We start from the raw sequence: 25,308 nt of genomic DNA, 5'->3' as shown, positions 1-25,308 counted from the left end.
CGCGCCCTCTGGTACGGTAGTTGCTGCCGTCTTGTGGCAGTCCTATCACCACCGAGAGGTCCATTCATGAAAGTATCGATGCCCAGCGGCTCCATGCACGGCTGGGGAGTTGCCGGAACCTACCTGGAACGAGAAATCGCCAAGCTCCCCCCGGTCCCCGGGGTCACACTGCACTGCATGTCGAGGTCTCTGGCTCCCCGCACGCCGGAGGACTGGAACGCCATCAACATCGGCTACTGCTTCTTCGAGGACAGCATTGAGATCCTGAACTTCACGCGCGAGGCGGCTAGGCGGTGGGACTACATCGTCGCTGGCTCCAAATGGTGCGAGTACCAGCTGAGGATCGGCGGCGTGAAGAACTGCTGCACTATTCTCCAGGGGGTCGACCCGGAACACTTCTTCCCGGTGCCCTTCCCCCCTGATGACCGCTTCGTCGTCTTCTCCGGCGGCAAGTTCGAACTGAGAAAGGGACAGGACATCGTCATCGCGGCCATGAAGGTCATGATGCAGCGGCACCCCGACGTCTACCTTTCCTGCAGTTGGACCAACCAGTGGCCCTTTTCTCTTGCTACCATGGCGGCATCGCGACTGATCAACTACCGTCACGACGAGGTTGATTTCCTCAACCTGCCGGGGCGCTGCGCCCTCGAGAACGGCCTCGATCCTGCGCGCACCCTGGTGCACCCCCTGGTGGACAACAGGATGATGCGCCGTCTCTTCGCCGAAAGCCACGTCGGGCTTTTCCCGAACCGCTGCGAGGGTGGGAACAACATGGTGATGTGCGAATACATGGCGTGTGGCCGGAGCGTCATCGCCTCGGATTCATCAGGTCATGCCGACGTGATCAACCCTTTCATTGCCTATCCCCTCACCCGTTACCTTCCGATGGTGGTGGGGAATGGCGGCGTGCAGAGCGCGGTGTGGGAAGAACCGGTCCTGGAAGAGGTAATTGAGACGCTAGAGCGGGTCTACCGCAACCGAAGCGAGCTACCCGGGAAGGGGGTGCTGGCGGCAGAGGACATGAAGCGGCTTACCTGGGACGGCGCCGCGCGCCAGTTCCACTACATCGCGACCAAGCTCGCCAACCGCGCCGAGCTCGCCCGCATGCAGGGGGCCTGATCCCATGGCCGGTGCTACCGACCCCGCAAGGGACTTCGCTCGCGCCATGGAACTGCAGCGCGCCGGCCGCCTGGCCGAGGCGGAGGAGATCTATCGCCCGCTTATCGCCGCAGGAGGGGCGCTCGCCGTGGACGCGCGCATCAACCTGGGCGTGATCCTCGACGAAACGGGTCGCCCGGAAGAGGCGCTTCAGGAGTACCGCTTAGCGCTCGCTGCTCGGGAAGGAGACCCGATCGCCCTGAACAACATGGGTTCGACCCTCTTTAGGCTTGGGCGCTTCGCCGATGCGGCGGGGCAATTCCGCCTGGCGCTTCAACGGATGCCGGACGCGCCGGAGGTTACCATCGCGCTTGGTGGAGCCCTGCAGCGCTCGGGCGACCTCGCAGGTGCGCTCGCCTGTTTCCGCAATCTGGTGCGGCGCCACCCAGACGACGCCGACGCGCACTGGAATCTGGCCCTCGCCCTGCTGCTTGCCGGCGCCTTCAAAGAGGGGTGGTCCGAGTACCAGTGGCGCTGGAAGCGCGACAGCTTCACCTCCCCCACGCGTGCTTTCGACGCACCCGCCTGGGACGGTGCACCGCTCCATGGAAAGCGGATCCTGGTGCATGGCGAACAGGGGTACGGTGACACAATCCAGTTCGCTCGTTATCTCCCCATGGTGGCGCAGCGTGGTGGCGTCGTCATCGCCGAGTGCCAGTCCGCCGCCCTCATACCCCTCATGGAGACCATCCCCGGCGTGAGCGAGGTCTGCGTTATGGGGGCGGAGCTTCCCCCCTTTGACCTCGAGGCGCCGCTTCTCTCGCTCCCCCACCTCTTCGGCACCGAGCTTGATACCGTTCCGGACCGTGTCCCTTACCTCGCCCCCCCTCAGGATCGGCTCGTACACTGGCGCCAAAAGCTCGCAGGGGATCCAGGCTTCAAGGTCGGGCTCGTCTGGGCGGGCAAGCCACTTCCCGACCCCTTCCGCAGCTGCCCCATTGCAGACCTCACCCCCCTGATTGAGGTTCCCGGGGTGACGCTCTACTCCCTGCAGGTGGGGGATGAGGGGGCAAAAGCCCATGAGTGCCCGGGGCTCGTCGACTTGACTGCAGGCATCCGCGACTTCGGGGACACCGCCGCGCTCATCGCCGGGCTTGACCTCGTCATCTCCGTCGACACCTCTGTGGCACACCTGGCTGGGGCACTCGCCAAACCGGTCTGGCTTCTCCTCCCGATGGCCGGGGACTACCGCTGGCTCGTGGCGCGCGAGGACTCTCCGTGGTACCCGACCATGCGTCTTTTCCGACAGAAGCGCCAGGGTGAGTGGGGCGAAGTGGTGCAAAGGGTGCGCGCGGCGCTTGGCGACGCGGCGCTCTCCTTCTGGGAAATGGGCCTCGCCAGGCGTCCACTCGACGGGACCGCCCACTACTTCTGCGGCGCCCTTCTCGCCGCTACCGGAAAGCCGCGCGAGGCAACGGTGCGCCTCACCAAGGCGGCCGAGCTTCTGCCCGGGCGCTGGGAGCCGCATTACGCCCTTGCCAGTGCGCTGCAACAGATGGGGAGGATGACCGAGACGCGCGAGGCGTTGGAGGCGGCTCTTAACTTCGGGAAGGAAGTCCCCCTGCTGCACGAGGCCATAGGGATCGCGCGGCAGATGGTGGGAGATCTCTTGGGCGCCGCGGAGAGCTACCGGGAGGCGCTGCGCCTCGATCCCTCCCTCGTGAAGGCACGCTACAACCTCGCCACCGCGTGCAAGGAGCTGGGTCGCTTTGAGGAGGCGCTGGAAGAGTTACGGGAGATGGTGCGCCGCGCCCCGGAGCATGGCGATGCCCACTGGAACCTGGCGGTGCTTCTGCTCCTGTGCGGCGACCTCGCCGACGGGTGGCGCGAGTTCCCCTGGCGCTTCAAAAAAAGCAGCGGCGCGCCGGTGCGGCGCTTCGAGGATGTTCTTGCCTGGGACGGTGCTCCCCTTGCTGGACGGACCATTCTTTTGTGGGGCGAGCAGGGGGCGGGGGACACGCTGCAGTTTCTGCGCTACGCGCCGCTTGCCGCCGGGCACGGCGGACGTGTGCTCGTCGAGGTGCAGTCACCAGCGCTCGTCGAGATCGCTCGCGGCGTGGCCGGGGTGGCGGGAGCCTTTGCCTGCGGTGACGAACTGCCACCCTTCGACCTGCAGGCCTCGCTCATGGACCTCCCAGGCATCTTCGGCACTAAGCTCGGCAACATCCCGAATTGGGTGCCTTACCTGCAGGTGGACCCGGTACGCCTTGAGCACTGCCGCTCCCTGGTCCGGGAGGACGGGACGCTCAGGGTCGGCCTCGTCTGGCGCGGCAACCCGGCCCACAATAACGACCTGAACCGCTCGCTCCCATCGTCTGCGCTCGCAGCACTCGCCGCTCTTTCCCGCGTGAGCTTCTATTCCTTGCAGGTGGGGGGGGACGGGGACCTCCCTCTTCAGGTGACCGACCTCACCCCGGCCATCCGTGACTATGCCGACACCGCAGCGCTTTTGAGCCTACTTGACCTCGTCATCTCCGTCGACACCTCTGTCGCCCACCTGGCCGGCGCGCTCGGCGTCCCGGTCTGGCTCCTGGTCCCCTTCGTACCCGACTGGCGTTGGATGGTCGGCCGTGAGGACTCCCCCTGGTACCCGACCATGCGTCTCTTCCGGCAGGAGCGGGCCGGCGACTGGGATGGGGTACTCTCGCGCTTACGTGCGGAGCTAGCCGCGCTCGCGGCGGGAACCGGTCCCGAGGCTCCCACTGTCCACCTCCCCAAAGCGACGGCCGCCCAAAGCTCCCAAGCGGAGCTCCTCAACAACGAAGGGTGCGCGCTCGACGAGGCGGGGAGGCCGGAGGAGGCGGTTGAACGTTATCGGGAGGCGATTCGGCTCGCCCCGGAGTTCATCGCATCCCACTACAACATGGGGAACAGCCTCTACACGCTCGGGCGTAACGGCGAGGCGATCGACTGCTACCAGCGCGCCCTCGCCCTCGACCCGGCGTTGCCCCAGGCCTGGCACAACCTAGCGCTTGCCCTGAAGGCGCAAGGGAAGCTAGAAGAGGCGCTGCACGCACTCAAAAGGGCGATCGCGGCGGCCCCGGATTACCTCGCTGCCCGACACAACCTGGGTGAGCTGTACCACGAGACGGGGGCTTTGGAGCGCGCCGAGGAGACCTTCCGCGCCATCCTGGCGGGTGACCCCGGTTATCTCCCCTCATGGAACGCGCTCGGTATCACCCTGCAGGTCCAGGGACGCCTGGAGGAGGCCGTGGAATGCTACCGCACCGCGCTCTCCCGCGACCCCGATTATCTGCACGCCCTCAACAACTTAGGCTCGGCGAGCCGCGCCCTTGGCTGCGTGGATGAGGCTATCGCTTGTTACCACAGGGTGCTGGAGCTCGATCCCTCCTACGCCGATGCCCGCTGGAACCTCTCTCTGGTCGAACTGCAGCTCGGGCGCTACCGCGAAGGGTGGCTGGGCTACGAGGCACGCTTTGAGAAGGTCGATCCCATCCCGCGCCTAGAGTTCCCGGCACCCGCGTGGGACGGCTCCCCCCTTGCGGGGCGGACCATACTGCTTCATGCCGAGCAGGGCTTCGGGGACACCTTCCAGTTCGTGCGCTACGCGCCGCTTCTCGCGGCACAGGGGGGGCGCGTGCTGGTGCAGTGCCAGGGGGCGCCAATCGCGGCGGTGCTTGCCACCGTCCCCGGTGTGGAGCGGGTGCTCCTGCGCGAAGACCCCTTACCCCGCTTCGACTGCCACGCCTCGCTCATGAGCCTTCCTTTCCTGTGTGGCACCGAGCTCGCCACGGTGCCGGCGCACATACCCTACCTCTTCGCGGATCCGCTCCTCGTCGAGCGCTGGCGTCCCCGCATCCCGGACGGCGGCTTCCGCGTCGGGCTTGTCTGGGCAGGGAGGAAGAGCTACAAGGACGACCTGAAGCGCTCGCTGTCGCTGCAGCTCTTCGCGCCGCTCGCCACAGTTTCCGGCTTGAGCCTTTGCGCGCTACAGGTGGGGGACGGCGCCGAACAAGCGGCCCACCCGCCGCCGGGGATGGAGATTGCCGACCTCGGAGGCGCCATCAAAAGCTTCGCCGACACCGCCGCCATCGTGTCCCAACTCGACCTGGTCATCTCCGCCGATACCGCGGTGGCGCACCTGGCGGGGGGAATGGGGGTGCCGGTCTGGGTGCTTTTACCCTTGGCCTGCGACTGGCGCTGGCTCATGGAGCGGGAGGACTCACCCTGGTACCCGACGGCGCGCCTTTTCCGGCAGAGGCGGCGCAGCGACTGGGGGGAGGTGCTCGAGCAGGTGGCGCGTGAGCTGGCAACCTTCACCGGTAAAGGCGATAAGGAGGGCGTTCGGTGACCGACCGTTTTACCGAATTGAACCAGGCGCTGTCGGAAAACCGCGTCGAGCGTGCGGGCGAACTTTGCGCCGCGCTTTTGCGTGAGGAGCCCAACAACGTCGAGCTTTTAACCCTCTCCGGCGCCCTCGCCCGACAGCGGGGGGACCTGGGGGAAGCCTGCGAGCTCTTCTCCCGCGCCGCCTTGCTCGCTCCGGGCCTACCCGAGGCGCATAACAACCTGGGGGTGATCCTGGAGGAGATGGGGCGACCGGATGAGGCGGCCGCATCGTACCGGCGCGCGCTCGGGTTGCGCCCGGAGTACCCGGAGGCGCAGGGGAACCTGGGCAACGCACTCCTGAAGCTTGGCCACATCGACGAGGCGGTTGAGCGTTACTGTGACGCCATAGCGCTCGATTCGAACTACGTCGATGCCTACTATCACCTGGGGCACGCCCTGCGCCGCAAGGCGGAGTGGGAGGGGGCGGTGCAGTGCTATCGCAAGGTCGTGGAGCTGCAACCGGGCCACGTGAAGGGATGGGTGAACCTGGGGGGCGCGCTCCTCGCGCTGAACCGCTTCGAGGAGGCGATCGACGCGCAGCGCGCGGCGCTTTCTATCGATCCGCAAAACGTGGATGCACACTGGAATCTGGCCCTCGTCCTCCTGGTTACCGGCGACTACCCCGAGGGGTGGCGCGAGTATGAATGGCGCCTGAAGGACCCGCGCGCCGGACTGGCCGAAGGAGGGTGGGACGGCTCACCGCTTGCCGGGCGCATCCTCCTGGTGCGCGCCGAGCAGGGGTTCGGCGACGCCATCCAGTTCTTCCGCTACGCCCAGCTCCTCGCCCGGCGCGGCGAGCGGGTACTGCTCGAGTGCCGCCGCGAGCTCCTGCCGCTCTTCGCCGCACAAGGTGACGGCATCACTCTCGTCGCCGCGGGTGACGAACCCCCACGCTTTGACACCTGGTGCTATCTGATGAGCCTGCCGCATCTCATGGGGACGACGCTTTCGAGCATCCCAGCGCAGTCCCCTCCCATCTCAGCGGACCGGGAGCGCGTCGCATCCTGGCGCGACAGGATCGCGCCCGAGGAGGGGTTCAGGATCGGCCTCGTGTGGGCCGGGAGCGCCGGCTACAAAAACGACCGTTTCCGGTCGCTGCAGGTGCGGGAGCTCCTCCCGCTCGCCCGCATCCCGGGGGTGACGCTCTACAACCTGCAGTTGGGCGCCTCTCCCGAAGACCTCGCCCTGCTTTGCTCCTGCGGGGCGCTGCGCGATTATAGCGCCGACCTGAAGGACTTCGCCGACACCGCCGCCCTCATCGACCAGCTCGATGCCGTAGTTTCGGTGGACACGGCGGTAGCGCATCTGGCTGCGGCGATGGGTAAACCCGTGCACCTCATGCTCCCCTTCTCCTGCGACTGGCGCTGGCTCGTCGGACGCGCCGACTCACCCTGGTACCCGAGCGTGACCCTCTATCGGCAGGAGGCACCGGGGGAGTGGGGGGCGGTGCTTGCAGCGCTGACCGAACAGCTTTTGCTCGCCCCCCGTCCGGATCTCGACCCGAACCTCATCTTCCAGGAGGCGAACCGCCTGCGGGGTGCAGGCAACCTCGACGGCGCCGTGCGCGCCTACCGCGCGCTGCTTGCTCGGTGCCCCGACCTGGCCGAGGTGCACAACAACCTGGGGCTCGCTCTGCAGGACCAGGGGGCCGGCGCCGAGGCGGAGGCGAGCTATCGGCGCGCCCTGGAACTGAACCCCGGGCTTGCCGATGCCTACAACAACCTCGGGGCGCTATTTGTGCTGCGCGACGCGCACCAGGCCGCCCTCCCGCTGTTTCGGCGCGCCCTGGAGCTTAACCCGGGATACCTTCCCGCCTACGTGAATCTGGGCTCTTGCCTCCAGGTCCTCGAGGAGCCGGGGCAGGCGGTTGCACTGTACCGCGAGGCGATCGCCCGGGACCCCCATTATCTGGAGGCACGCATCAACCTTGGGACCGCCTACCAGGACCTGATGCAGCCCCACGATGCCATCGCCACCTACGAGGAGCTCCTCGCCATGGTGCCGGGACATCCGGAAGGGCACTGGAACCTGGCGCTTAGCCTCCTCTCCACAGGTGCATTCGAACGTGGCTGGCGCGAGTACGAGTGGCGCCTCGCGGGGAAAGATCCCGAGCTTTCGCTCCCCGTCTGGCGCGGCGAGGAGCTTCGCGGGCTCACCATCCTATTGCAGTGCGAGCAGGGGCTTGGCGATACGCTCCAGTTCGTGCGCTACGCCCCGCTCGTGGCGGAGCGTGGGGGGAGGGTGGTGGTGCGCTGCCAGCTTCCATCTCTTAAGCCGCTTATCGCCCGTGTTCCTGGGGTGAGCGCCGTCTGCGCCAAGGGTGAGGCGATCCCTGTCTGCGACCTCCAGGCGCAGCTTGCGAGCCTCCCCCACCTCTTCGGCACCACGCTCGAGACGATGCCGCCGTGGCGCCCCTATCTCATCCCGCACCCCCGGCGCGCGGCGCTCTGGGACCTCGTCCTCGAAGATGAGGGGCGCCTCAGGGTCGGCCTCGTCTGGCGCGGCGGTCCCCTGCCGAGAAACCGCGCCTGCCCCTTTAAGGAGTTTGCCCTTCTCGCCGATATGGTGGGGGTGACCTTCTACTCGCTGCAGCTTGGCGAGGCGCCCGACCCGGCGGTGCTCCCTGCCGCCGACCTCTCGCCCCGGATCGCGGACTTCGACGACAGCGCGGCGATCGTCGCCGGCCTCGACATCCTGGTAACCGTCGACACTGCGGCGGCCCACCTGGCGGGGGGGATGGGGGCGCCGGTATGGCTCATGCTCCCTTACTCCTGCGATTGGCGTTGGTTCGCCGACCGGGACGACTCCCCCTGGTACCCGTCCATGCGCATCTTCCGGCAGGAGCGTCCGGGCGACTGGCAGGGGGTGCTGCGCCGTATCCGCGCGGCTTTGGAGGAAAAACTGAGACGTCGATAATTTGACAAAAATAATCGCAACGGGGCGATTTTTCGTTAAAGTTCCCGCCTACGAGTGTCGATATTTCTTACAAAAGCGCAGGACGCGCCGGCGAGTTTCGCCGCAGGGCAGGATGCCCCGGAAATCAGACCTCGTCGGAAAACAACCATCAACCAGGTTTCACAAGCCGGCAAGAATGCCGGTAAAAACCCAGAAAAGGAGAAACACCATGAGCACCAGCGACATCTCTCTCACCGCAGGCATGAGGACCAACCTTCTTAACCTCCAACAGACCAGCAAGCTGCTGAACAGGACCCAGGAAAGGCTTTCCTCCGGCAAGCAGGTCAACAGCGCGCTCGACAACCCGACCAACTACTTCGCGGCTCAGAACGCGACCCAGCGCGCCAGCGACCTCGCCGACCGTAAGGACGGTATGGCAGAAGCGGTACAGACCGTTTCCGCAGCCAACGCCGGCATCACCGCCATCACCGGCCTGATCAACGCGGCAAAAGGTATCGCACAATCCGCCCTCTCCACCAGCGACACCACGACCAGGTCCACCTTGGGGGCACAGTACAGCACCATCCAGTCCCAGATCGACAACATCTCTTCGGACTCCGGGTACCGCGGCCTCAACCTGCTGAGCTCCACCAACACCCTGACCGTTAACTTCAACGAGAACGCAAGTTCCAGCCTCAACGTTGTGGGCTTCCTCGCCAACTCCACCGGCTTGAGCCTCGGCGGCGTCTCCAGCAACTGGCAGACCAACGCCAACATCACTACCGACACGGCGAAGATGGATACCGCGATCTCGACCCTCAGGACCAACACCCAGACCCTGGCTGCGAACCTGAACGTCATCACCATCCGTCAGAACTTCACGGACTCGATGATCAATACCCTGCAGACCGGTGCTGACAACCTGACCCTGGCGGATATGAACCAGGAAGGCGCCAACATGCTGATGCTGCAGACCCGTCAGAGCTTGGGCACCACCTCGCTCTCGATGTCTTCCCAGGCAGCTCAGGCCGTCCTCAGGCTGTTCTAACCCTAGCTTTGCGGAGCGGGGAAACCCGCTCCGCAATCCCTCTTCACCGGGGGTAGCATATGTTAATCGACCGGCTGCAACCAGAGAGCGTTCCACTCGCTTCCGCTTCTCTTCCCGCCTCACCCACTTCACCCTCCAGCTACGCCCAGACTCCCCAGACCGAAAAACAAAAGCCGTCTGACCCAGTAATCGCCGACCAGGTGCTCGTTTCCGAGCAAAGCGACCCCCGTATCGGCGACATCATCAGGGAAAACGAACGGAAAAACTCCGCGGCGGCCGCTATCCATAAGACGGACCAGGCGGCGCGGGAGCTGGGTCAAGGGATTGACAAGCTGAAGGAACCTCTCGCAACGATAGTGAAGAATTTCCCTCCCTTCGCACCGCAAGACAAGGAAAGGGTAAAGCTGCTGAGAACCTACAACGCGATCCGTAAAGAGATCGACCAGCTCACCATCCCTCCGCCACCTGCTGTCGTCGAGGCTCGCAAGCTGACGGAGCTTCCCGAGCCGCTCTCCATGAATGCGGACGACAGTCAAATTGCTGACCACGTGGACAAACTTGACGCAGCGGCCAGTTCGCTGCAGGCGATGCGCGGCGATATCGCCGCCGGCACCGCGTCTCTTTTACGCGACGGGCGCTTTGCGGACATGTTCTCTGCGCCTAAGGGGTCGGAATCCTTGGATTTCGTTCCGATCGTCTCTGACGCAGGTGCCGCGCAAAAAAGTGTCGAGGTTGGCCAGCAATTTGCAGATTCGGTTACTCAGGGGGTGACGCTACAACGCCCTCAATTCCTGAAAGGGTTGAGCTAACCGACATGTCCCTGAAAATCACTCTGAAGAGCAACGAACGGCTGATTGTGGGCGGCGCAGTGGTCAGAAATGGCGGCAAGGGTACCGTCTTGTTCATCGAGAACACGGTTCCCATCCTGCGCGAAAAGGACATCCTGGGCGAGAAGGACATCACCACGCCCTGCAGGCGCGTCTATTTCACCATCCAGCTCATGTACATCGACGAGCCGAACGTTCCGTCCTACGTAAAAACGTATGCGGAACTGGCCGGCGAGATACTGAAGGCGGCGCCGAGCACGCAGCCACTCATCGAGCAGTTGAACGAACGGATCGAGGCTGGCAGCTACTACCAGGCCCTCAAAATTGCGAAGAATCTCATCGAGTACGAAGAGGAGCTACTGAAAAATGCAAACTAACAACGCGATCAAGGAGTACGTCGGTATCCAGAAGGAGAGCATGTCGGGACGCGAACTCGAGGCCTCCGTGCTGACCAAGGCTGGGCTGATGCTGAAGGCCGTCCAGGATAACTGGGATGCCCCGGACCGCGAGGCGAAGATGCTCGAGGCGATTAAGTACAACCAGAAGGTCTGGAGTTTCTTTCAGGCCGAGCTCACCGAGCCGAACCACCCGATGCCTAAAAAGCTGAGGGAAGATATCCTCAACCTGAGCCTGTTTGTGGACAAGAGGTTGTTCGAGGTGATGGCCTACCCAACCCCGGACAAACTCTCCATCGTCGTCGACATCAACTTCAACATCGCCGCCGGCCTGAGGACCACTCCCGCGACCGAAGGTTAGCTGCACGGCTGCGCTTCGGGGGGAGGAAGGACGAGGTTCCTTTCTCCCCTGCGAGGGGCCTCGCATCGCTCCCGCCTGAACCCCTTTTCACGCCCGATAATCTCATCGTCATCATGGCTGCTGCCTGCCTGCACCGGCCTATACTCCCCCGGCAGTGCCTTCTCCTTACGCGCGCTCTCCGCGACACCACTTATCCCACGCTGATACCAGAGCCTGTTCGAGGGTACGGGTGAAACCGGCCCCGTCGGTGAGAGGGGAGGCGGCCATCCGGTCGCGGAGCGTCTTTCTGATAGAGGCGAGTCGCGGCAGGTCCGAGGCCAGCGTCCGGGTGATTTCCACAAAGCGGCAGGCGTCACCGGCCACCAGTTCAGGGAGCCCCACCGCGGTAAGGAGCGAGGCCCCGACCCGAGCGCGGTGTACCCCCCCAGAGAGGGTAACTACGGGCACCCCCATCCAGAGCGCTTCACAGGTGGTCGTGGTGCCGTTGTAGGGGAAGGTGTCTAGTGCGATGTCGACCTCCCCGTAAAGGGCCAGGTGATCGCGGTAGGAGGGGGTGTTACCGGTGAGAGTCACCCTGCCCCTGTCGATCCCGTGCGCGGCGAAGGCGTCCATGAAGCGCCGGCTCGTTTCGGCGCAGGCGAGGGAATAACCCTTCAGCAAAAGGCGCGCGTCCGGGACGGCGCGCAGCACCTCCGACCAGAGCGCCACCGTTTCCGGGGTGATCTTCGCCGGGTTGTTGAAGGAGCCGAAGGTGACGTGCCGTGCCGCAAGCGCCGGCAGTTCGGCGACCTCGGGTGCCTCCTTGGGTGGGGTGAAGCAGGAGAAAGGACCGGGAAGTCGCAGCAGTTCCTCGGTGTGAAAGCGTTCGGTCGCCCCGGGTGGATCACAGATGGCGTCGGTGATGCGGTAATCGATGGCGGCAAGTCCGGTGGAAAAGGGGTAGCCGATCCAGGTCATCTGCACCGGAGCGGGCTTGTGCGCGAAGAGGGTCAGGCGGTTTCCCGCCGAGTGCCCTGAGAGGTCGATGAGGATGTCGATCCCGTCTCGGCGTATAAGCTCGAAGGCCTGCGCGTCGGAAAGCCCCGCGATGCTGACGAAGCGGTCGCACAGGGTGGCGATCCGAGCGCTCCTGCCGTCCGGAACGGTGACGTTCGCATAGCAAAAGACCTGGAAACGCGTCCGGTCGTGGTTTTTCAACACCGGCTCGATGAAGCGCGCTACGGCGTGTTCCCTGAAATCGGCAGAAACGTACCCAAGCTTCAGGATCCGACCGTTTGTCGGGGCGTTTTCGTGTGGCGGGGGCGCAAAGCGGTGTGCGGCGCCGAAGGTTGCATGTTCGGCGAAAATGGCCTCTTCCCTGATGTGTGCTGGGTAAAGCAGGGTGAACAGGAGGCTGCTTAGTGCATCTTCATAACCCGGCCTCAAGCGGAGCGCTTCGCGGTGCTGGGCTATCGCCTCCGCGTGCCTTCCCTGCGCCTTGAGCGCCGTACCAAGGTTGTGGTGCGCCTCGGGTAAATCCGGTTGCAGCCTGAGCGCCTCCAGGCAGGAGCGGATGGCGGCCGCGACGTGGCCGAAACGCTCCAGCAGCACGGCGATGTTCGTGTGTGGGCCGGGGGATAGCGGGTCGAGGCGGATCGCCTCCTTGAAGGCGGCATGGGCCTCTTCGCCGTGTCCGAGGGCGTTCAGCGCGAGACCGAGGTCGTTTTGGTAGTCAGCCCGGTCCGGCGCAAGTGCACTTGCCCTTCGCAGTTCCTCGGCTGCTTCGGCCATGCGTCCCGACCGCGCGAGGGCCAAACCGTACATGCCGTGCGCGTCGCTCCACTCAGGCTCAAGCCTCGCCGCGCACTCGAAATGCGGTAAGGCATCAGCCGGCCCCGAGAGCCGTTGCAAGGCGCACCCGAGGTTGTAGTGCGCCGGCGCGAGGTCAGAGGTTAGCCGCAGGGCGGCACGGTAGCATGCGACGGCGCCTTGCACATCTCCGGCGGTGTAACGTTCGTTTCCCCAGTCTAGGTAAGCCTTTGCGTCGATGGCGGCGGAAGTTGTCTTAGTGGCGTCCGTCATATCGCCGAAGTCCTTTTCTCCAACCGCTCCGCCAGTTCCTGCACCGGGACGGCAAGATCCCCGCGCTCACCCCGGGCAAGCCCCACCGCGTATTCTGTCAGAAAGTCGACGCAGTCATACCCCATTTGTGCCAGCCTGCGCGCGATCGCCTCCGACTCGCCCGTCTCGCCAGCTAGGAGCCGGCAGACGCAGAGCAGGGAGAGTGCAGGAGGATACTCGGGCCATCTGAGCAGCATGTCGTCGGAGAGTGCTGACGCGCGCTCCGTATTCCCAAGGAAGAGCTCGCTCTTGGCGAGGTTGAACGCGGCTTCCTTCATGTCGGGTGCGAGCTGCACCCCCTTCAGGGCGTAGTCGCGGGCCTTCCCGTAATTGGCGAGGCGTAGGTGCAGGTATCCGAGGTTGAAGTACGGCTCCGCCGCTTCCGGGGTGAGTTCGAGCACCCTGCGCCAAAGTTCCTCCGCCTCGACAAAACGCTCGAGCTCGGTGGCCTGGATCGCCAGTTCGGTGAGCGCCTCGACGGTGGCGCCCCCCTCGGACAGTTTCTTCATCCCCAGGAGGTAATAGTGCTCCTGCTTCTCGGCGCACTTGACGTTGTCGAGCTTTCCGTAATGGTGCACCGGGATAGCACAGGATAAGACCGGGATGCCGCAGCGGGCGAGCGAGCCTTCCACCAGCTCGTGCACGGCCCCCTGGAAACGGACCCGTGCGTCGTTGGGGAAGAGCCGCACCTTGCGGCTCGGGGTCCAGCCGAGCCCCCGCTCCTCTGCCGGGTATTCCCCTGCGTTCGCCGTCCAGTTCTTCCGGGTCACTTCGGTGGTGTAGTTTCTGGTGGTGACCGAGAAGGCGGCAGAACCCGCACGGGAGAGTAGCTCCTTCAGTAGTGGCAGGTCGCGTGCCGCCAATACCTCGTCCGCGTCCAGCACCAGGACCCAATCCCCGCTCGCCTTGGAGAGTGAGAAGTTGCGCGCCTCGGAGAAGTCGCCGGTCCATGGGAAGGAGAAAACGCGTGCCCCGAACAGACGAGCCAGATCGTCGCTTCGATCGGTGGAACCGGTGTCGACGACAACCAGTTCGGCGGCGAGCGGCTTTACTGAAGCCAGGGCCGCGGCGAGATGCCGCCTCTCATCCTTCACGATGATGCAGACGGAAACGGCGGCGCGGCAGGGTGACTCGGAAAAGGCCGGTCCTGCGAGCCTTCTGATTTCTAGCGCCGCGTCGAGCCCCGCGTCGTCGAGGCCGAAACCGACCGCCGCACGCTCGATCTCGTCCATCGCCTGCAGGTAGTGTCCCTGCCGGATCAGCACCTCGACCAGTCCGAAAGAGAGACCCTTGTGTTCAGGGTAGATAAGGCACGCCTCGCGCACCCTTTCTTCCTCGCGCGGCAGGGCTTCCATTTCCTCGGCCAGGCTGTGGAACAGAGCAAGGGTTGAGAGCTGCAGCGGAGCAAGGACAAAACCCTTTTCGGCAAGATCGAGCGCCTCGCGACGCTCACCCCGTTCCCGATGCATGATGGCGAGATCAACCCAAGGGGGGGCGAAACCCGGGTCCGCCTGGCAGGAGCTACGAAACAGCGCCTCCGCGTTTTTTGCGTCTCCCCTGGCGGCCGCCGCTTTTCCCTGCAGGTAAAGGGAGACCGCGCTCTTAGGTGCAAGCCCCGCGACCTCGTTGGCCAGTGCCAGAGCCTCCCGCTCCTGTCCCAGCGCCATGCGGCAGCGCCAACTGAGGTACAGGCGCTGCAACTCCTGACCTTTTGGGACCTGCCCCAGCACATCGAGGGCGTTTTGGAAACTCCCCGCGTCGAGGAGCGCCTCGGCGAGAAAGAGGTACGGCACCGGTTCGCCCGGTGCTAGGGCGATCCCCTGCTGCAAGAAGAGATCGACCGCTTCCTGAAGCCTCCCCTGCCTGGCGAGCTCCTGCGCCCGATAGAGCGCCTGGCGGCAGGCCACTCGCTTTGCCAGTGCTTCGTCCAACCCGCCAAGCGTCCATTTCTCGCGCAAGGAGAGTTGCCCGGTTTCAGGAGTTTTAGCCACCGTGCAAGGCGTGTGGTGGAGGAAGACATCTCCTGCGATCACGCAGCCGAAGCCGGCCAGGGCGGCGCGCAGGCAGAGGTCCTCGCCTCGGTCGCCACGCTTCAGCCGGGCGTCCAGTTCTCCCACGGCCTCGAGCGTCTTGCGGGTCAAGAGGAAACAGAATGGGTCGACGGCCTGGGCCGACATGCGGCGCCGGGCGTGTCGTGCCGCGAAGGAACGGGCGAATTCTTCCAGCGCTGCCTCGATCTCGTCCCCGGGACCCTGGGCTTTTTGCAGACCTGTCGCGCCGTCTCCCATTGGCCCGACGATGCCGGCGCCGTCTTCCAGGTCCAGGCAGGCGAGCATGTAGGCAAGCCACCCGGGAGTCACCAGCACGCTTTGCTCCATCAGCACGATCACGTCGCCACGCGACTGCGCAAGGCCTGCGTTGTACAGGTCGGAGTCACCGGTCCGGGAGCTGCCGTCCACCAGGCGGCCGCCTCCGTGCCTGGCGAGCTGCTCTAGGTGGGCGAGATCCTGTGTGCCGTCATGGACCAGGAGCACCTCGTGCGCTTGCGGCGTGTGCCACGCGATGCTATCGAGGCAGCGCTCCAAACCTTCCAGGGTTCCGGCTGCCGCGATGACGATGGAGCAGAGGGGCTCCTCCGCGTGCACCGGGACCTCCTCGTGGCAAGGCAGCTTTTCTGCGCTTTCTTCGCTTAGGGCCGCCAGCCGCGCACGTACGTAAGCGGCTGCCTTCTCCCAGGTGAAGTTCCGGGCGATGTGCTGGGCCGCCGCCCTTCCTCTTTGCCGCGCCTCATCTGGATGCTTTGCCACGTGCCGCATGAGGTCGGTGAGGGCTGTGGCATCGGGCTCTGCGAGCCAGGGATAATCCACCGTTTCCAGTTCCCCCACCTGTTTCATTGGCAGCTTTACTTCGTGCGCCGGTATCAGGTACGCCGTCTCATCGGAGCAGAAATCGAGGGCGGCGCCATAACCGGTCACGATCGCGGGGAGGCCGCAGGCCATCGCCTCAGCCATGGGGAGCCCGAACCCCTCGCCGCGGTACGGGTGGACCAGGCAGTCGCAGGCGGTGTAAAGCCCGGCAAGCTCGCGGTCCGGGAGGAACCGGTCCAGGTACTCGACCTCGGGGAGCTCCGGGTTTTGCCGGTAGCGCGCTATCAGCTCCTGCGCGGTGCGCCCCTGGTAGAAGGACCCCCCTCCCATGTCCTTGATGACCAGGCAGACGTCGTCGCTGCTGGTGAAGGCGGCGGAGTAAGCCTGGAGCAGGATGTCGATCCCCTTGCGCGCGATGGTCCCGCCGACGAAGAGGAACTTGAACCTCTTACGCGTCTTGAGGGGGATTGGGGTAACTTCCGGGTTGAAAAGCGCGGTGTTGACGCCGTTAGGTACGGTGAAGACCCGCTCCGGCCGAATGCCGCTGCGCAGGTAACAGTCGCGCACGTAGGAGGAGGGAACCCACACCTCGTCGACCTTCTCGTTCATCACCTCTACCCACCGGACCGGAAGGCTGCCGAACTCCCACGGCTGAATCATGACCCAGCGGCCCTTGGGAGGCGGGGTGAAATCGGGTGGCCACTGATGCCGCACGTGCACCGCCGGTGCCGTGGGGAGCGGGCGCCTAGTGGCTTCGGCGAGCAGATGAAAGCGTGGATCGGCCTCGGCCCCGAACTCGTCCTCCTCGTATGGGATGATGCTCAGCGGGTAGCCGTCCCCGATCAGCTGCAGGCAGAGCTCCCGGTTCACCAGCGCGAGGGAGTGCCCGACGAATTGCGACCCCTCCCACACCACGGCGGGAAGGGGGGCGGGGGCCTGCTTTGCTCCGAGCCGGACGCGAAGCTCCAGCTCCGGCAAAAGGAGCGGCTTTTGTTCCCGCAACAAGCGGTAGATCTCCTGGAGGTGCTCCACGTAGCGGTTGAATGAGTGGGGGGAGGCGAGCCGTCCCCGCATTTCGGCAATCAGGGTGGGGTCGGCGGCGCAGCGCTTAAGACATGCGACGAGCTCCGCCAGAGAGTCGTACCGGTACAAAAAGCCGTTCACCCCTTCTTCGACGAAATCAGGTATGCCGCCGATCTTCGCCCCGATGATCGGGAGCCTGAGAGCCATGAGTTCCAGAAGGACGAGAGGCGCGCAGTCCTCCCAAACGCTCGGCACCACGGCGACGTCGATTCCGGCGGCGATGGCGGGGAGATCCGCTTCACCGTATGCGCCGTGAAAGACGACCATGCCGCGCCGGTCGAGCGCCTGTAGCTCCTCCAGGTACCCCTGGGAGACGAAGCCGTACACGTGGAATTCCGCCTCGCCGGGTTGGAAGAGCTGAGCCGCCCCGACCAGCATGTGCACCCCTTTGTGCGGCATGACCCCGCCGATGAAGCCAAAGCGCAGCGGCTTTTCGAGCATTCTCGCGCCGAGGGGGGCGAGCGACGGGTCCTGCCACAGGAGATCGGTGGAGCGGCTTGCCTGGTGCACCACCGCGATTCTTTCGGGCGAGGCACCGAAGTCGACGAGTAGCTCCTTCTGACGCGTCGATACCGCCAGGGTGACGTCGACCCACTCGTTGAGCAGGCGCCGCGCGGTCTCACTCCGCAAACGGTATTGCGGTGCCTTTTCCGGGTTGCGCGCCACAGCCTCAGAGTTCGCGATCAGGTCGGTCCCGTTCCAGAGCGAGAGGTCGCTGTTGAAAAGGTAGAGGTCGGGATCGATCATGTGGTAGTTGTGCGGTGTGTAGGCGCTCGGGATGCCGGCGCGGCGCGTCTCCTGCGCCATCGCGAGAGTGAGGCCGTGGAAGTTGTGGAAATGCACCACGTCTGGAGCGCTCTCCTTGAGCACCTGGCGGAAGGCCTGGAGCACCCCCTCGTCGAGCATCTCGCGCTCCGGGTGGTCGGGGTCGGTGAAGCGCGCCGGCCGGTTGTAAAGGGCGAAGAGACGGACCCCTTCCTCCATGGAACTCTCCAGCGCGTATTCCGGCCGGGTGGGGTCGGTGGCAAGGGAAGCGTAGAAGACGGTGACGCGGTGCCCCTGCCGGGCCAGCTCCAGCGCCACCGATCTCGGGAAGGTCGTGCCGCCGCCGGTCTCGTTCCAGCCGTACATGGTGAAAAGGATGCTGAGACCGTGGGCGGCAGGGGGGACGGGGGCGCGCTCGCCCGCTCCGGCTAGCACGCCGCCATCGATCTGCAGCTTTTCCCGCCACCGATCCAGGAAGCGCCGCCTGCCGCGCCCCTCCTCGTTGTCGACACCTTTCTCGTAGTGGAACTGTTCCAGGCCGATGAGCCGCTTGGTGCGGGACTCGAGGTGCGTGACCACGCTGGACGGGCAGTACATCACCTTGGCGCCCGCCTCTCTCGCCTTCATGCAGAGATCCAGATCCTCGTGGCCGTTCACGTAGGCCTCGTCGAACCCGCCCAACCGCCGAAAGAGCCCGCTTCTGATCATGAGGCACGCGCCGGTGACCATCTGGTATTCGCGCGGGACGTTGACGAGCGGGCTGTCAGACGGCTCGCACAGGTGCACATGGTAGGGGTAGGGCTCACCGTCGCGCAGCCCGACCACCACACCGGCATGCTGGACGCTGTCGTCGGGGTAAAGGAGCTTGCTGCCGACGATGCCGATTGTCGCTTCCGCCCGTGCCATCGCGACAAGCTGCTCAAGCCATCCGGGGTGCGGCAGCGTGTCGTTGTTGAGAAAGAGGATGAACTCGCCCCCGGCCGCCTGAGCCCCCTGGTTGCATGCCTTCGCAAACCCGAGGTTCTCGGCGTTGCTGATCACGGTGATCTCCGGCGCGCGGAGTCTCTTTAGCAGCGCCGCCGTCCCGTCCTTTGAGCCGTTGTCGACGATTACCACCTGGTACATGCCTTTGGGCGTGTTCGCAGTGATGGCGCGCAGGCAGTTTTCGGTGAGCTCGGCGCCGTTGAACACCGGGATCACGATGGTCACCTCAGGCGGCGCCACGGCGGGTTGGCCCGGGACTTCGGGACGGGCCGCCTTTCCCTTCAGCACCATGCTCCATTTCTCCACGAATTTCTCTCTGTCGACTGAGCACGGCTTATCCGCTCCGTTCACCGGGTTGAACCCGGCGCTTGCCTGCTCGTGGTGGATCACTTCGGACTGCGGTGAGTAGACCACGTAGTAGCCGAGTTTGGCGATTGCCAAGCAGAGGTCGGCAGCATCGTAGCAGGTAGCGGCGTAGCGCTCGTCGAAACCGCCGGCTTCCCTGAATAGGTCGCGGCGGACCATGAGGCAGGCATCAGTGCAGTAGTCGACCACGCTAGGGGAGTTAAACCTTGGATCCTTGGGGTCCTCGCCTTTGCCGATGGAACGGATGCTGCCGTCGCTGAAAATGAGCCCCCCCGCCTCGTCAAGTCGGCCGTCGGAGGAGAGGAGCTTCGGACCGACGGCGCCGATACGCAGGTCGTGCCCGGCCATAAGTACCAGGTGGTGCAGCCATCCTTTTCCAGGTTCGGCGCCGTTAAGAAATACCAGAAACTCTCCTCTTGCCTCGGCCGCGCCTTGGTTGCACGCGGCTGTGTACCCTACGTTCCGGTGGTTGGAGATTATTTTCACCTTGGGCCCTTTCAGGGTCGCCAGGTATTCAGCGGTGCCGTCCTCCGAGGCGTCGTCGATTATGATCAGCTCGAAGACCTCGTGTGGGGTGTTTGCGTAGAGAGTCTCTATGCACAGCCTGGTGCATTCCACCTTGTTGCACACGGGCATGATGATGGAGCAGAGCACGTCGGGATGGAAGCCCTGCAGGTCGTAGCGCCTGATTCTCAGCTGCGTCTCCTGCCTGTTGATGATCTGCTGGGGGAGTTCCATGCTCCGCCTGGTCTTTTCATAAAGCAGCCTCGCCGTGCGATAGTAGTCGTCCTGCTTGCTGCTGGTCGCGGTGCTGCCGTCTTCCCGCCACCGGTACTCGCTGGTGACCTTGGCGATGTGGTCCATACGGCAGCGCCGCGAGATGCGGACCCAGAGGTCCCAGTCCTCATGGGAGGTGAGCTCCTCGTCGAAGAACCCCACCTCGTCCATTATGGAGCGCTCGTGCATGAAGCAGAGTACCGGGATGAAGTTCCTCACAAGGATCAGGTCGTAGTCGAAGTCTTGGGAATAGACGAGGTCCCTCTTGACCACACGGTAAGACCCGTCGATCAGTTCCTGTGTCGCCTGCAGGGAATCGCTGTAGGCGATCCGGCAGTCGCTAGCTTCCAGGTGGGATAAGAGGGTCTCCAGGTGGTCGGGGTAGAAGATGTCGTCGTCGTCGAGATAAGCGATGTACTTGCCGCGGGCGGCCTTGATCCCTGTGTTACGCGCAGCAGCGAGCCCTCGGTTCCTGTCGTGGGTGAGGCAAGTGATGCGCGGGGAGCCGAACCCGGCGACGAGGTGCGAGACGTCTTCTCCCGCGTCGTTCACGACGATCACCTCGAAGTCCTTCATGGTCTGGTCGAGTATGCTCTGGATTGCCTCCTTGAGCATATCCGGCCGGTTGTGCGTCGGTACGATGACCGAGACCAAGGGTGATTTCGCGCGCTTAGAACGGAGCTCGCCTTCAGCCCATTTCCTCTCGTTCTCGCTATAGAGACGCGGGTGGTTCATTACGATCTGCGCCTTGAGTTCGGCGTCGTGCTCCAGCGCTTGTGTGAACATGCTGCTCTCTTTCACTCGGTAGCGGAGTAGCGGTTCGGGAAGGTGGCGGCCGTAGAACCCCCTCTCTCCGCAGCCAATCCAGAAATCCCAGTCTTCGTACCCCCATGTCATGTTGGTGTTGTATCCACCCACCGCCTCCCAGACGGTGCGGCGGTAGAGGGAACAGTAATTGAGCTGGTTCCAGTAGCGTAGGTTCGCGAAGTCGTATTCACCCGCTTCCACCAATTTGTTGACGGCCCCGAAGTGGACGAGATCGGTGTAGACGATCGAGGTCTCCGGGTGCTCTTCCAGAAAATCGACCGTCTTGGAGAGCATATCCGGGTGCAGGAGGTCGTCCGAGTCAAGCGGCAGTATATACATCCCCTTGGCGTTGGCGATCCCGTGGTTTCTGGCACTGGCGAGACCGCCGTTTTCTTTCTCGAGAAGGTAAATACGCCGCCCGGGATTCTTTGCGATTAGAGCACGCGCCACCTCCGAGGTGTTGTCGGGGCTACCGTCGTTTACGATCAGGCACTCCCAGTTCGAATAGGACTGGGCCAGCACGCTCGCCACCGCCTCCTCCAGAAAGTGCGCCTGTTTGTAGCACGGGATAATGACCGAAACCAGCGGACGCTCGACCGGAAGCTCCTTTTGCACGAACGTAAGCTCCTTTTCCTGGTGGCAGGCGTTCGGGACGAAACCGTGGAAGCATTCGCTGTCGATGCGGTAGCCGGTCAGGAAGCGTTGCGCCAGTTGCTCGGCAGACAACTCGTCTTTGCTGCCGGCGCGGTTGTCGGCGCAGATCGATTGGACCTTATTCACGGGATTGCAGAATGTGACTGACCTCTTGAAGCAGAAGAGGTGAGGGTGGCTGGCGCGGAAATGGGCGGTCCGCTCGGCCATGCGGGACTCGAGCGCGTTCGGGCCGGAAAAAGGGAATGACCGGAGGAACGGGAGGATGTCGCTGGTCCGGTAGACGGAGCTCGAAACCTCCAGTGGGTAGCCGAAATCATGCTCGGCTTCCCTCCAGTCGTAGAGGCAGATCCCCTCCTGCGGCTCAGAAAACTCCGGAAGTCGCTGTGCTTTGTCGAGTGAGTAGCAGTAGGTGGTGTTTTCTCCAAGCCGGAGCGAGAAGCCTAGGGCCGAAGGGGTGGAGGCGAGAGCGGCAACGATTGGCTCAATGGAGAAGTCCCGGACGAAGATATTGTCGTCCACCAGCCAGAGGACGTACTCTCCCTGCTCGAGTAAAGAGATGACCTCGCCGCGGAAGTCCCTCTCCGCTATCCAGGCGACGTTCCGGAACCCTCCTTGCTGCAGCACCCGATACCCGGCATCGAAAAGCTCCGAGGTAGACTTGAAAATTACTCGCACGTCCAGCCGGTCGAACTCCCTGCAGCGGGCGGAAAGGGAGCGCAGCGTTGCCTCGAGCTGCAGGGGACGGTCTTTGCTGAAGATGATTACTAACATATTGCTCCTTGACGAGGTCACCGGGCGGCCGTTGGTTTTTTGAACTTATAGTCCTCGGGCCTGGGCAGATGCCGTCCGGCCTTGCCTCCTTTAGCTTTTCGTGCAGGTCTAGAGCAGGCTTGACCAGCACCGCAGCATCCGGATTGTTCGATCAGGCGGTTTCGTTCAGACGGCTCGCGTGATCGGCCCTTATGTCGAGGTAGCCCGGCCTGGTCATTACAAGCCGGGCTACCAGATGCCGGATGATTTCTGAGGGGGAGGCGATGGGCTGCTATGACATTGAAGAATAGTCGCCATCTCGCAAGGGTTTACGGAACCAGAAGCAGCCGCAGGCGTATTCTTGGCGGTCCGCCATGGCCGGCGAGCACTGGCGGATCAGCCCCTTCCCCAGGAAGTCGTCCGGGATCAGGCTGAAGTCGCGCAGCTCAAGCCCGGAAAACATCTCTAGCACGTGCCGCGTGCTGTAGATGCGGTGGGCGTTGAACTTGATGCGCGGCCGCCCCACCGGGACCGCAATCAGCAGGTCCCCTCCATGCGCCAGCACCCGTTTAAGTTCGCTGGCCGCTTTCAGGTCGCCGTCATAGTCCAGTTCATCGCCGTAGCGGCCGAGGCCTATGTGCTCAATGGTGTGCATGCAGGAAAGGCTGGCCACCGAGTTGGAGGGGATGTCCAGTCGCTTGAGATCGGCGGCTCCGGAGCGGTAGTTCTCGAGACCCTTGAGCTCCATCGGGCGGTAGTCGAGGAAGGTGGTCGGTACGAAGCCTGACAGCACCAGCGAGAAGTAATGGTAAGAGCCTATGTCGACATGATGGGCCGGGCGCTGCTTGCCGAGCACCTCGGCGGCCCATGCGATATGGTAGACGTAGTGCCCGTCAAATTCTAAGCTCGCTGTGCGGTCCTCCAGCATCGGCTGGATGTCCTGCGGCAAGAGCGGCAGTCGCGGGTGCTCCCCGGACTGTTCCCCAAGCTGCCTGAACTGATATTCGAACTCCTCCGTGGAGATGGGCCCTTGCGAAACGTTGCTCATTATTGACTCCCTTGCGGGCGGACTCTGCCTGCCCCATCTCGGCCTCAAGAGGGAAAGTAGCAGAGTTGATGTGTCGGGGCTGTCATTTCTTTGACTTGGCGCCACCGCCGGCGGCCTGCCGGCATTTTTTATCGCAATAACTGTACCGAGGCGCCGTTCGCGTCAGCGGGCGCTTACCTCCGCATCTTTGACCAGCTCCACGTGGTATCCCACGGTGAACTGGTCGATGAAGTGCCTGTCTTCATAGCCAAACAGCAGGCGCGGCAGCTCCTCCACGAGCAGTTGGATCAAGTTGCCCGGAATCTCAGCCGCCGGGAATTGCTGGGAGATGAAGTGTCCGGCCCGCACGCACTCTTGGGCTAACAGGCGGTAGAACCCGCCGTTGGGGGTAATCTCGACGACCCTTAGCCCGAACTTTTCGGCGTAATACTGATACCAGGCCGGGGAGAAGCCGCCGTAGTAGTGGTAGGGGAGCTGGTGGAGCCCCGAGCCGAGCGGAGCGGTCAGCAACAACCTTCCTCCTGGCTTTAGCACCCGCTGCATCTCCCTGAGCGCACCTGCGGGGTCGGGGACGTGCTCCAGGACCTCCGTGCAGAGCAACACGTCGAAAGTCTGGTCCGCAATCGGCAGCTCGGTGATCTCGGAGACGTAGTCGATCTGGCCGTACTCGCAGGTGCCTCCGAGCTTCTCCCCCGTGTACCCCTTGAAGTCATGAGTCTTATAACTGCAGTGTGAGAAAAGGGGACGGTAGGGGCAGGTGCCGGCCCCGACGTCGAGCACCAGGGAGCCGGCCGGGACTGAAGTGGCCTTCTCGCTCACCCACCGGTCGCGGCTGCGCTGGTTGAAGTCGTGAATTTCTTCGAGCGGAAGGTGGGCGCTCCCCCCCGGCCGCTGCGACGGGGTGGCCGTCTCGCTTCCTGGTCGGACCTGCGGTCGGGTGGCGGCGGGTGCTCCTTTCGTCCACTTTAGCACCTGGGAGACCAGTTCCTCGGTCGTGTGCCGCTCCCGGATGCGCCGTCTGGCCGCCTCCGCCACCGCCTCGCCGAAACCAGGTTCCCGCCTGAGGCGCATGAGGATTTCGGCCAGTTCCTCGGGGGAGTCCCTGTCGTAAAGCAGAATCTCCCGCTCCGGCTCGAAAAGAGCCATGGTTCTTGGGCGGTCGGGCATCCGGTAGGTCACCACCGGCCGTCCTGCCGCCATCCCCTCTATGACCCGGCTTGCGTACGCCTTGCCGAACTGCGGCAGGTTGACCACCGCGATGCCGTCACGGAGCCCCTCGAGCCAGAGGTCGAACCCACGCCGGCGGAGTTCCCTGATCTGCCTCATGTAGTTGTCGTATATCTTCCCGGGCTGCTCCCCACGTTCGACCATGGTCAGCGTCACCAGGTGCAGTTCGTCCCAAAGACGCGGGATGTCCGTGCCGTACTCGAGCGAGGTCTCTGGGCGCAGCAGCAGTCCCCGCAGCCGGGGGTGCTCGAGCCACTGCTTCCTCTCGCCGTAGAGGGCACCGTAGAAGAGCGCTTCGGGGCGGATCGGCTTCGAAGGGGCGGGACCACTCGCGAAGCGGCCCGGTATGAACCCCGCATCCCATATCCACTTCGCCTGCACCCTGCCGGCCGCGTTGTAGTGCTCCTCGTCCTTCTCGTCGACCACCAGCAGGTGGGTGAGACATTCCATGTTGCGGGCGATATTGCGCTCGCGGTTTCGCGCCCCTTCGGGATTGCCGATGAGTTCTAGGGGATCCATCGCGCAGCTTTCCCACATGATGCCGATCCTGACCGGAGCGACCTCCCTCAGCCACTCAAGCACGTCATCAGGATAGCTGGTGTGGACGGCCTCCAGCCAGATCTGATCGAAGCTCAATCTGGCGCAGAGGGACCGGGCGTGGTCAAGCCAGAGCGCGGGGGTCTTGAAGCAGGCGGGGATGGTGACGAATTCGAGGTCATTGGCGGCGAATCCCTCCTCGAAGGCGAGGTTGCTCGAGTAGGGGAAGTGGCTCGCGTCACGCCAGGTCATGAACTCGAGTGGAATGTGGAGGATGCGCATTTGGTCTCCTATGGTGCCGCGGCGCCG

General features: G+C 64.1%; 11 protein-coding genes. 7 read left to right on the top strand and 4 right to left on the bottom strand.

Annotated features, from left to right (window positions below; all coding sequences use genetic code 11):
- Nucleotides 1-66 precede the first annotated feature (66 nt).
- From E8K79_RS12215 to flaF, 7 genes are all read left to right on the top strand, one after another.
- The gene (locus E8K79_RS12215; RefSeq protein WP_136514988.1) at nucleotides 67-1,119 is read left to right on the top strand and encodes a glycosyltransferase family 4 protein; all 1,053 of its coding nucleotides are present in this window, start codon (nucleotides 67-69) and stop codon (nucleotides 1,117-1,119) included.
- A gap of 4 nt (nucleotides 1,120-1,123) precedes the next feature.
- Nucleotides 1,124-5,470 carry a tetratricopeptide repeat protein gene (locus E8K79_RS12210; RefSeq protein WP_136514987.1) on the top strand — a complete coding sequence of 1,449 codons (4,347 nt, stop codon included), beginning with the start codon at nucleotides 1,124-1,126 and terminating at the stop codon, nucleotides 5,468-5,470.
- The gene (locus tag E8K79_RS12205; protein ID WP_136514986.1) at nucleotides 5,467-8,424 is read left to right on the top strand and encodes a tetratricopeptide repeat protein; all 2,958 of its coding nucleotides are present in this window, start codon (nucleotides 5,467-5,469) and stop codon (nucleotides 8,422-8,424) included. Before E8K79_RS12210 ends, E8K79_RS12205 begins: the two co-directional genes overlap by 4 nt.
- A gap of 208 nt (nucleotides 8,425-8,632) precedes the next feature.
- Nucleotides 8,633-9,451, top strand: a complete 819-nt coding sequence (locus E8K79_RS12200) for a flagellin N-terminal helical domain-containing protein (protein WP_136514985.1) — start codon at nucleotides 8,633-8,635, stop codon at nucleotides 9,449-9,451.
- Nucleotides 9,452-9,510: 59 nt separating this feature from the next.
- Entirely contained in the window at nucleotides 9,511-10,260 is a 750-nt protein-coding gene (locus E8K79_RS12195) for a hypothetical protein (protein ID WP_136514984.1), read from the top strand.
- 5 nt (nucleotides 10,261-10,265) lie between these two features.
- Entirely contained in the window at nucleotides 10,266-10,655 is a 390-nt protein-coding gene (locus E8K79_RS12190) for a flagellar biosynthesis repressor FlbT (protein ID WP_136514983.1), read from the top strand.
- Nucleotides 10,645-11,034: a flagellar biosynthesis regulator FlaF gene (gene flaF / locus E8K79_RS12185; protein WP_136514982.1), complete on the top strand. Its 390-nt coding sequence runs from the start codon at nucleotides 10,645-10,647 to the stop codon at nucleotides 11,032-11,034. The genes E8K79_RS12190 and flaF overlap by 11 nt, the downstream gene beginning before the upstream one ends.
- Before the next feature lie 165 nt (nucleotides 11,035-11,199).
- Here the strand turns inward: flaF and E8K79_RS12180 are convergent, their stop codons facing one another.
- The 4 genes from E8K79_RS12180 to E8K79_RS21285 all read right to left on the bottom strand — a co-directional run bounded on the left by E8K79_RS12180 (nucleotide 11,200) and on the right by E8K79_RS21285 (nucleotide 25,281).
- On the bottom strand, nucleotides 11,200-13,095 hold the full coding sequence (locus E8K79_RS12180; protein ID WP_136514981.1) for an O-linked N-acetylglucosamine transferase, SPINDLY family protein: 1,896 nt from the start codon (nucleotides 13,093-13,095) through the stop codon (nucleotides 11,200-11,202).
- A complete protein-coding gene (locus E8K79_RS12175) occupies nucleotides 13,092-22,208 on the bottom strand; it encodes a glycosyltransferase (RefSeq protein ID WP_136514980.1) in 9,117 nt (3,038 codons plus the stop codon). Before E8K79_RS12175 ends, E8K79_RS12180 begins: the two co-directional genes overlap by 4 nt.
- A gap of 271 nt (nucleotides 22,209-22,479) precedes the next feature.
- Nucleotides 22,480-23,235: a DUF268 domain-containing protein gene (locus E8K79_RS12170; RefSeq protein ID WP_136514979.1), complete on the bottom strand. Its 756-nt coding sequence runs from the start codon at nucleotides 23,233-23,235 to the stop codon at nucleotides 22,480-22,482.
- 162 nt (nucleotides 23,236-23,397) lie between these two features.
- Entirely contained in the window at nucleotides 23,398-25,281 is a 1,884-nt protein-coding gene (locus E8K79_RS21285) for a methyltransferase domain-containing protein (RefSeq protein WP_136514978.1), read from the bottom strand.
- Nucleotides 25,282-25,308 lie beyond the last annotated feature (27 nt).

Origin of the sequence: Geomonas edaphica (assembly GCF_004917075.1) — a bacterium.
Lineage (GTDB): Bacteria > Desulfobacterota > Desulfuromonadia > Geobacterales > Geobacteraceae > Geomonas > Geomonas edaphica.
The sequence above is the reverse complement of the archived record's forward strand: the minus strand, read 5'-3'. Positions and strand labels throughout refer to the sequence as shown.